The 8,876-nt window shown below is 55.2% G+C and carries 3 protein-coding genes and 7 tRNA genes; 9 read left to right on the forward strand and 1 reads right to left on the reverse strand.

The features are described 5' to 3' along the window. The first annotated feature begins 3 nt into the window (after positions 1-3). The 8 genes from RE6C_RS32025 (at position 4) to RE6C_RS00585 (ending at position 1,202) form a co-directional block, all read left to right on the forward strand. Positions 4-79: transfer RNA gene (locus RE6C_RS32025), tRNA-His, on the forward strand. Positions 80-96: 17 nt separating this feature from the next. Continuing rightward, positions 97-169, forward strand: a tRNA-Asp gene (locus tag RE6C_RS32030). A 107-nt stretch (positions 170-276) separates the two neighbouring features. Continuing rightward, positions 277-351: transfer RNA gene (locus RE6C_RS00570), tRNA-Glu, on the forward strand. A gap of 21 nt (positions 352-372) precedes the next feature. Next, positions 373-455, forward strand: a tRNA-Ser gene (locus RE6C_RS32035). 111 nt (positions 456-566) lie between these two features. Next, positions 567-637: transfer RNA gene (locus tag RE6C_RS00575), tRNA-Trp, on the forward strand. A 20-nt stretch (positions 638-657) separates the two neighbouring features. After that, positions 658-729 (forward strand) — tRNA-Val (locus RE6C_RS00580). Between the two features lie 50 nt (positions 730-779). After that, on the forward strand, positions 780-1,067 hold the full coding sequence (locus tag RE6C_RS29685; protein WP_236617828.1) for a hypothetical protein: 288 nt from the start codon (positions 780-782) through the stop codon (positions 1,065-1,067). A gap of 64 nt (positions 1,068-1,131) precedes the next feature. Continuing rightward, positions 1,132-1,202 (forward strand) — tRNA-Ala (locus RE6C_RS00585). A gap of 240 nt (positions 1,203-1,442) precedes the next feature. Here the strand turns inward: RE6C_RS00585 and RE6C_RS00590 are convergent. Beyond that, positions 1,443-7,703, reverse strand: a complete 6,261-nt coding sequence (locus RE6C_RS00590) for a PAS domain-containing protein (RefSeq protein WP_008652853.1) — start codon at positions 7,701-7,703, stop codon at positions 1,443-1,445. A 138-nt stretch (positions 7,704-7,841) separates the two neighbouring features. Here RE6C_RS00590 and RE6C_RS00595 point away from each other — a divergent pair, with 138 nt between their 5' ends. After that, entirely contained in the window at positions 7,842-8,048 is a 207-nt protein-coding gene (locus tag RE6C_RS00595) for a hypothetical protein (RefSeq protein ID WP_039960817.1), read from the forward strand. Positions 8,049-8,876: the final 828 nt, after the last annotated feature.

Raw genomic sequence — 8,876 nt, forward strand, 5'->3', positions numbered from 1 at the left:
ACTGTGGCCAGATCTGGTGTTGGTTTCCAGAGACTCACTGTGAATGAGTTTGTCGCCGGTTCAATTCCGGTTGGTCACCCTCGTGCTAACATTTCCGGTGGCAATTTCCTCTGGGAAGGAAGCTTGATTGTCTATCAAGTCGCTGCGGGTTCGACTCCCGTTGCCATCGCTTTTAGTTCGCCGCATTCGACTACTGGCTAGGTCGGCTGTCTTTCTAACAGCAGGAGGGAGATCGAAACTCCCATGCGGTACTCGCTTCGACCGAAGCAACAAAACGGCGTGGTAGATTCTGTTGGCAGAATCGTCTGGTTTTCATCCAGGAGGCCGCGGGTTCAATTCCCGCTCACGTCGCTGCGAGCAATCGCAAACTTTGGAAGTCACCCGGCCGGATGAGGACACTGTCTTGAAAACAGCTGCGGGTCAAACCGTTGTGGGTTCGAGTCCCACGGCTTCCGCTCGTTTGACGAAAACTTGGGAGCGTTTCCACACGGGAGACTGTAAATCTCCTGCCTTTAATTGTGTGGTAGTCGGCGAGAGCTGCGATTCCTTGCGTTCCCACTTCAAACACGTCCTTGGTGTAACGGTAGCACTGCTGATTCCAAACCAGTAAGTCAGGGTTCAAATCCTTGGGGACGTGCTCTCCGGATCGACAAACACAGTCCTGTGGTCCAACGGCGACGACACCTGTTTTACACGCAGGAGACGATGGTTCGATTCTATCCGGGACTACTGCCGGCGTCGTGGTGACGCTGGCCCGCATTTAACCACGGAGAACGACAATGTCCAGAAACACGAAGTACGTGCAATGTGCGATGAGACGCAGCATCGCAGGCGGATCCGTGCGAACGACATCGTACATCCCGCGAGAGTTTGCCAAGGTCGGACGAGTGCTGAGACTACGAGACGACAGCGTTGGTTGGGTCGACGGCTGGGTGGTCGAATGCGTCGGTGAGGTAGTTGTCGAAGGCGACCAACTTCCTGACTCGCACAAGGCGATCAAAAAACCATCGCAAGTCGACTGGCGACAGTACTCCGCGACTACATGCGTAGCACGGAAGGAAGCTTGAAGAGTGAAACTCCCGAGACGAACCATTTTCGCTATCCACTCATCACTCTTCTTGCTTCATTCATGGGGCGCTCGTCCAACGGGAAGACGTCTGTTTTGCAAGCAGAAAATCGGGGTTCGATTCCCCGGTGTTCCACTTTTACAAACGCTGAGGTACCCATGCTTCATTTCGAATCGAGCCGTAGTGAATATGACATATCTAGAATTCCAAAATTATGACACGAAAAACGCCCGTCAGCATGGTTTGGAACTGGCGGGCGTTGTGTGGGTAGGCTGCAATGACCGATCTCTACGAGCGCGATCCAGGCTTCGGGCTAACTTCAAAGAAGTCGGATGAAGGAGATGTCAATGGTTCGGATCGTCTTGCCAATGATCGCTATTTCTTTGTCAAGTCGCTGACGAGTTGCAACATTCTTTGGGCGTCGATGGGCTTGGAAAGGTAGTCATTGCAGCCAGCTTGCAGGCATTTGTTCATGTCGCCCTGCATTGCGTCAGCGGTCAACGCGATGATGGGGCCGATGTAGCCGAGTCTGCGTAGGGCAGCGGCCGTTGCGTAGCCGTCCATGTTGGGCATTTGCATATCTAGCAGAATCAAGTCGAACGTTTTTCCGTCCGACATGGCTTGCTTGACTGTTTTGACTGCTACCAGGCCGTCTTCAGCTTCGGTGACTGAGCCACCGGCTTTGGTAATGATGTGTTTGGCAAGAAAGCGGATATCGCGGCGGTCGTCGACAATCAAAAAATCGGCGGCCAGTCGGATTATCTCGGGTCGGTCATTTGAGGCGGCCGAATCACTGTCGACTATTTCCGCCGACGCCCAAGGTTGAATGAGCGGCGTGTTCTCTAAGTCGCCAATACTAACCGTAACGGTGAAGGTGCTTCCTTGATCGAGCTTGCTATCGCAGGTGATTTCGCCACCGAGCATCGACGCGAGCCGCTGGCTGATGGCCAGTCCCAGTCCTGTGCCGCCGAATTGTTGGGTGATCAGTGAGTCGCCTTGAGAGAACGGTTTGAACAGCCGGTCTCGTTGTTCCGGCGTCATGCCGATGCCAGTGTCGCTTACCGACAGGCGAAGTTGTCCTGTCGCGGAACTCATCAAGGGTTTCGGATCATCATTGGGGCGAAGCTCTCTGCGGTCTCCGCTATCATCTTCATACGCCACTTCAATTCGCACTCCGCCTTCCTTGGTGAACTTGATGGCGTTGCCAACTAGGTTAATCAAGATCTGCTTCAAACGTTTTGCGTCGCTTTCAATGACGTTGGGGATCGGCGTTGCGTAGTCGACCTCCAGCTTCAACCCGCCGTCGCTCGCCCGGACCTCCATGATGCTGCGCACGTCCTCAACGACTCGAGCCGGTTCAAAGCGTTCGGTGTCAATTTCCAGCTTACCCGCTTCGATCTTGGACAGGTCCAGAATGTCGTTGATGATTTCAAGCAGGTACGCGCCATTGTGGCGGATCGTTTGCAGGTAGCCGCGGGTTTCGTCGTCGTCGACACGGTCCTGCACCATGTCGGCGTAGCCGAGGATAGCGGTCATCGGCGTGCGAATCTCGTGCGACATGTTGGCGACAAATTCGCTCTTGGACCTGTTGGCCGCTTCGGCGACTCGTTTGGCTTTTTTGAGGTTCTGTTCGTAATCGTGTTGCTGTGTGATGTCGAGTAAGGTGCCGACAACCATCCGAACGCGGCGGTCTTTGCCTTCGCCTTCGTAGAGTGATCGCGATTGCATACGAACGTAACGCAGCTCGCCATCATGCCGGACGATTCGATGGTTCAGCCAATGGTCCGGTTCTTGTACGTCTGACAAAACCGACTGGGTGTGCCTTGCCAACATGTCACGGTCATCGGGGTGAACAAATGCCGGTTGAGCTTGGATGTCGTTGCTCAATTCCTCCGAAGGCGAGAGTCCGACTAGCTTCTTGAATTCGTCCGAATAGGTCACAAGGTTGTTGTCGACATCGACACAGAACGTTCCAAAGCCAGCGGCCCCGGCAGCTTGCCGTACGCGTTCTTCATTCAATTGAATTTCTTGCTCGAACAGTTTTTGGTCGGTGATGTCCCAGTTTATACCCGACAACAGGACAGCTTCACCGAATTCGTCGTAGGTCACCTGACCACGAGCGGCGATCCAACGAAGTTCCCCGTCGCTGCGGATGATGCGAAACTCGTGTTTAAACTCGGCTCGCGTTTCGACTGCTTCCTCAAATCGCCGACGCGATGCGCCGAGATCGTCGGGATGGATAATCTCAAACAAGTGCTGAGCCATCTTTTCGCTGTCGACGCTCAGCCCCATCAAATCGGCCCAGTTTTCATCCCAGTCCGATTCGCCGGTTTGCGGTTTGTAGGTGAACGACCCCATCTTTGCCGCCGACATTGCTTCGGTTAGCAGCCGACGACTATTAGCAGCTTGTTGTTCGGCGGCGTGCCGGTCGCTGATGTCGACACCTGAGGGAATCAAATGGGTCACCTTGCCATCCGAATCGGTTACCGGGGCAAGCATGAAGTCGATCATCATGCGGGTGTCGCCAGCCATGCGAACGGACACGTCGTAACGAACGATCTTGCCGGTCGCCGCCATCTCAACGGCCTCGCGCAGACGCGTGGTGACCTCCCCATCGTGGCTCCACCAATAGCATTCCCAGAACGGTTTGCCGATCACATCCTCACGGGTCACGCCGCCAGCGTCGAGTGCCGTTTGGTTGACTTGCAGCAGTGTGCCGTCGCGATCCAACTCGCCGACGAAGTTCAATGTGTTGTCGATGACTCGCCGCAGATGCGCTTCCCGCTCGGCGAGTTCGATTTCGTTCTGTTTTCGCGCCGTCGTGTCGGTGACCACGCCAAGAAATTCGCGTGGTTCTTTTCCCGGTGCGGTACCGATGCCGACCGCCCGAAGCCAACGCCGCTGACCATCGGTTCGTAGAACCAAGTATTCCTCGTCGTACAACCCGCCTTCGTCGAGAGCCTTGCCGATCGCTTTGCTGACACGCTCGCGATGATCGTTGTCGATGGCTGCCACGAAATCGGCAATGGGGACCGGAGTTGCGGGATCAAAACCCCACAAGCGATTCAGGTTGGGTTCGTGGACGAGGTCGCCGGCGTCGAAATCCCACGTCCACGAAGCAACCGACGCGGCTTGCATCGCCAGATCCATTTTGGTTTTGGCGAGGGCAAGCTCCGTTTCCGCTTCGGCTCGCTGAACGCGAACGCTCAACCGATCGACGACGTCCTGCAACAACTCGATCTCGTCACGACGCCAAACATGTGGCTCGGCGAAAATCGTCGACAAAAGGAATTGCACGTTGCCGTCACGACGAAAGCCGACGTTGCAAAGCGATTGAATGTCCAACGCTCTAAATCGCTCGCCCCGGTCTGATTCCGCTTCGGCGTCGACGTTGCGGATCACAACGGGCCGGCCTGTTCGTAAAGCGTGCCGCTCCTCGTCGGTGTGAAAGTCTTGTAGATGGTAACATCCGACGAGGCTTTGCGAGTCGTCGACGGCGTAATCTCGAACCACGCGGACGTAATCGGCATCGTCGTCGAACTTGACAAAACAACATCGCGACGCACTAAAGTGCTCACCTACCATGCGGCACGCGATTGCTTGCAGTTCGCCGACGTCTGACAGTGGAATGAAGGCCTGCTGCAGATCCGCGATGAACGCTAGGTTCAATTCGCGACGTTTGCGGTCGGTGATGTCGCTGGCTGTGCCGGTAACGGACAGCGGCTTGCCGTCTTCGTCGCGATCGATTAGCCCTAGTCCCAACGTCCACAGTTCGCTGCCATCGGGCCGCAGCATGCGGCATTCGACTTCGTAGCGATCGGAATCCGACGCCAGCGTCTGCTCGATCACGTCCCGCACTCGATCGCGGTCGTCCGGATGCACGATCTCGACAAAGGCCTGGAGCGTGCCGTCGAATTCACCTTCGGGGCGACCGAATAGGGCATACAGCTGCGGCGACCATTCGACACGATCCGATTGGACGTCCCACCTCCAGGCTCCCAGCCGCCCAGCCTGCATGGCCAAATCGAGTTGTTCTCCGTATTCGATCAGTTGCCGCTGAGTCGTTCTCAGCTCGGTCACCAAGGTGCTAAGTTGCTTTCGACTGGCTTCCAGTTCGCTAACGTCCACAAAAGTAACGACCATGCCATCGGTCTCACGCGAATGCGACTGATACGGCAAGACTCGGCGAATGAACATTCGACCATCGTTGGCTGTGATCGTGTCTTCGACCGGCCCCTCCGCCTTTAGCTGCCGAATGGATGGCAGCGGCGGCATGACGTGGACATCGGGAACGAACTTGCCGAGCGGGCGACCGACGTCGGTGGCAATCAGACTGTAGATCTCCGTCGCCGCCTGTGTGAAGCTGCGGATCAGCCCGTCGCTGTCCAGGAAGATGGTGGCAATCTGGGTGCTGCGGAGCAGGTTTTCAAGATCGGCGTTAGCGCGGGAAACGGCTTCGCTGCTGCTGCGAATTTCCTCTTTGGACGTTTCCAGTTCCTCGTTAGCTGATTGCAGTTCCTCGTTCATCGACAGCAGTTCTTCGTTGGACGACTTCAACTCCTCGTTGGTCGCCTCCATTTCCTGCATCGTTTTTTCGAGATCATCGCGAGTCTGGGACAACTCGCGTTCGAGTTGCTCGACCATCGCTTCGGCTTGGCGGTCCATACTGCCACGGGCGACCAGCACATCTTTGGGGTCGATCGGACTGTCTTCGCCGGACGTAGTTCCCATCGGCAAACCGACGTCGTGGAAGACCACGATGAACAAACCGGTGTCTTCGCCAAGCCGCATCATCGGCTGCACTGTGATCATCACCCGCTGCTTGCCTTCGTCCGTCGTGACCGACAGATTCTCGTGAATGATTCGGCGACGTTTCGATTTGGCTTCCGAAAGCGTGGCGCGCAGACCGATCCGCAAACCACGCCGAGCCATTTTCAGAATGTTGTTCTGGTACGCCCCTTCGCCGATCGACAGGTACTTGTTCGTTTCCGCTGACGAACAAATGACTTGGCCGTCTTCGTCAACGACGACCGATTTGGGCGCGAACTCATCCAGGACGATCCGCTGCATGATTTGTACGACGTCGGTTTTATCGTCGTCAATCGGCGATACCTCGGGCAAACGAGTCATTCCGTTGGCAGGCGTTCGCAACGCCAACGGCGCGGCACGACCGATCGCGGTGCCCTTGCGCTGACTGATGCGGTGACGCTGATCAATACTGCGAAATAGATCGCCGTGCGTGGAGATACTTTCGCTGGGACCGAGAAACAAGAACCCGTTGGGACGAAGTGCAAAGTGAAACAGCGGAATGAGTTTCTTTTGCAAATGCGGACCGAGGTAGATCAACAAATTGCGACAACAGATCAGATCCTGACGCGAGAACGGTGGATCACTGATCAGATTGTGCGACGAGAACAGCACCGTCTCGCGAATTTCTTTCTTGACGTGATACCGATTGCCCTTCTTTACGAAAAAACGCTTCAGCCGATCTTTCGACACATGATCTGCGATCCCCGCCGGATACACACCTGTCCGAGCGATCGACAATGCCCGCTCGTCAATGTCACTCGCAAAAATCTGAAAAGACAATCCTCGCCAATTTGCATCCTCGTTTCTATGTTCTCCGTGCTTCTGCGCCTCGGACTTCTCCACAAACTCCCGGCACAGAATCGCTATCGTGTAAGCCTCTTCGCCCGTCGCGCAGCCTGGCACCCAGATCCGCGCTGGGTCGTCCGGTTGCCGGTTTTCAAACAATTTTGGGATGACTTGATCTGCCAGCCGCTTAAACGAGTCTGGGTCGCGGAAGAACGCCGTCACACTAATCAGGAGTTCACGGAACAACTGCTGCGACTCGCTCTTGTCGCTGTGGAGCAACGTCACGTAAGCATCAACATCGCTGAGCTTCAGGATCTGCATTCGACGCTGGATCCGCCGCGCGAGCGTGCTGGTTTTGTAATGCTTGAAATTGTGCCCCGTCTCGGACAGCAAAGCTTTGGCGATTTGTGGAATTGCGTTTCTGATTTGATCATCAAACTTCCTCTTCGCCGGTGTTTCGCTAATTTCCTCCAGATACCGCGTGTATCTGAGCAACTCCGTGGCGATGTTCGCGGGCGGCATTACCTGATCAGCCACACCCGTCGTCGCCGCGTTGCGAGGCATCGAATCAAACTTTGCCGACTCGCTGTCTTGTGCAAACGTCATCCCACCCGCATCGCCGATCGACTTCAATCCCAGGGTCCCGTCGCTGCCGCTACCTGATAGAACAACGCCGATGCCCCGTCCGCCTTGCGATTCGGCGATCCCGTGGAAGAAGTGGTCGATTACGTTGGCTTCGGAATCATCGTTGCTCTGCTGAGAGACCTTCAACTCGCCGTCAACCACATCCAGTCGCCCGCGAGGCGGGCAGAGGTAGATTGTGTTTGGCTTGACTTTTTTTCCCGTTGTAATTTCCTCGACGGGTAGCGACGTTTGCCTGCGAAGTAGGTCACCAACCAACGATGTTTTGCTGGGATCAAGGTGCTGAACGAACACGATCGCGAAACCGGGCTTTCCTGGGATGCCCGATAGCAACTCAGTGAACGCTTCGAGCCCACCGGCAGACGCTCCAACGGCGACGATGAGAGTCGGTTTACTCATCCTGGACCTCGGGTGCGCGAGAATCTTTCAAGACATCGGGACACAGACAGCACGCAGTAGTTACCGATCAAGACAATGCCTCCCGCGTTGAGCTACCTTCTCGATGAAAGGTTCAATGTCTTTACGACGGTAATAGCGATGAATAGTGATAAGGTGTCGATCGACAACCAATCGCTCAAGACTGTCCCAGTTGGCCAGGGGCTTCGTCGTGCCACCGCGAAGTTCAGCGGCTTCGCCGATCACCAGTTTCCGAAGTCGTTGCATACATTCGTTCCCAACATTTACGACTTCTTCGATCCCAACCTTGCTCGCTATGAGAAGGCCAGATTGTCGTCAGATTATTAACGCCTGTCGACCGGGCGGATCGCACGTATCAGAAATGCCGTTTCGCAGAATTTTGGCTCGAAGTGGAAATCTCTTTGAATCTTTCAAGGTCTCGATCATCAGCTTGGAACTGATCCACAGATTGCTGCTCATGTGTGTTGAAGCAACGTTGAGCAGTCTTGTGCTCAAGATGGTTGTCGCGAGCTTCGTTAACTCGATTGTCAAGTGGCAATTTGATCGTGGCATTTCTGAGGAAGTCAGGCATTTCAGTACAATGCGACCTCGCCGCCCTGAGCTCCCTGTTGTTATTCGATAGCAATCTGTGCCAACTCAACCAATCATTCCGCCGCGAGCGTCCGCGGTCTCATGTACAAACCACTCGACTCTTGCTGGAATCCAGTGTCGACTCTCACGCAACCTGTTCAAACCAACAGGTGACAAATCAACACTTACCTTCAACGGAGCAACAAGCGAATCGACGTAGGTCGTCGGTGGAGTCGGCAGATCTTTGCCGCGAAGCTTTTTTCGATTGCTTCAATTTTGGTTGAGGCTGCTTCCTGTTCTTTTATCGTGCCCTGTCTTGCAAGTGTTCCTGGTAGGGTTTCGCTAAACGGACTCCGTTGTCAATTCTGCTGCTTGGCTTGGACCAAATGAACTGCGGTTCCGGCGCGTCAGTTGCTGTTCATCGAACGTGCTGATTCCGCCACCAACGCCAAAAGGATGACAACAAGGGCCATGACAAAATCCAACGCAGTCAATCGTCGTCAATTCGCGCAACTGGGAACAGCTTCCTTGGCGGTCGCTGCTGGCACCGATGGTGCGAACGCCGCTCAGAACACGAACGGCTTT

The sequence above is a fragment of the Rhodopirellula europaea 6C genome (assembly GCF_000338295.1).
Taxonomy (GTDB): Bacteria; Planctomycetota; Planctomycetia; order Pirellulales; family Pirellulaceae; genus Rhodopirellula; species Rhodopirellula europaea.

Excerpts from the sequence above, each read along its gene's own strand:
- RE6C_RS00590 (WP_008652853.1), bottom strand. The coding sequence starts at position 7,703 with ATGAGTAAACCGACTCTCATCGTCGCCGTTGGAGCGTCTGCCGGTGGG.
- RE6C_RS29685 (WP_236617828.1), top strand. The coding sequence starts at position 780 with ATGTCCAGAAACACGAAGTACGTGCAATGTGCGATGAGACGCAGCATC.
- RE6C_RS00595 (WP_039960817.1), top strand. The coding sequence starts at position 7,842 with ATGAATAGTGATAAGGTGTCGATCGACAACCAATCGCTCAAGACTGTC.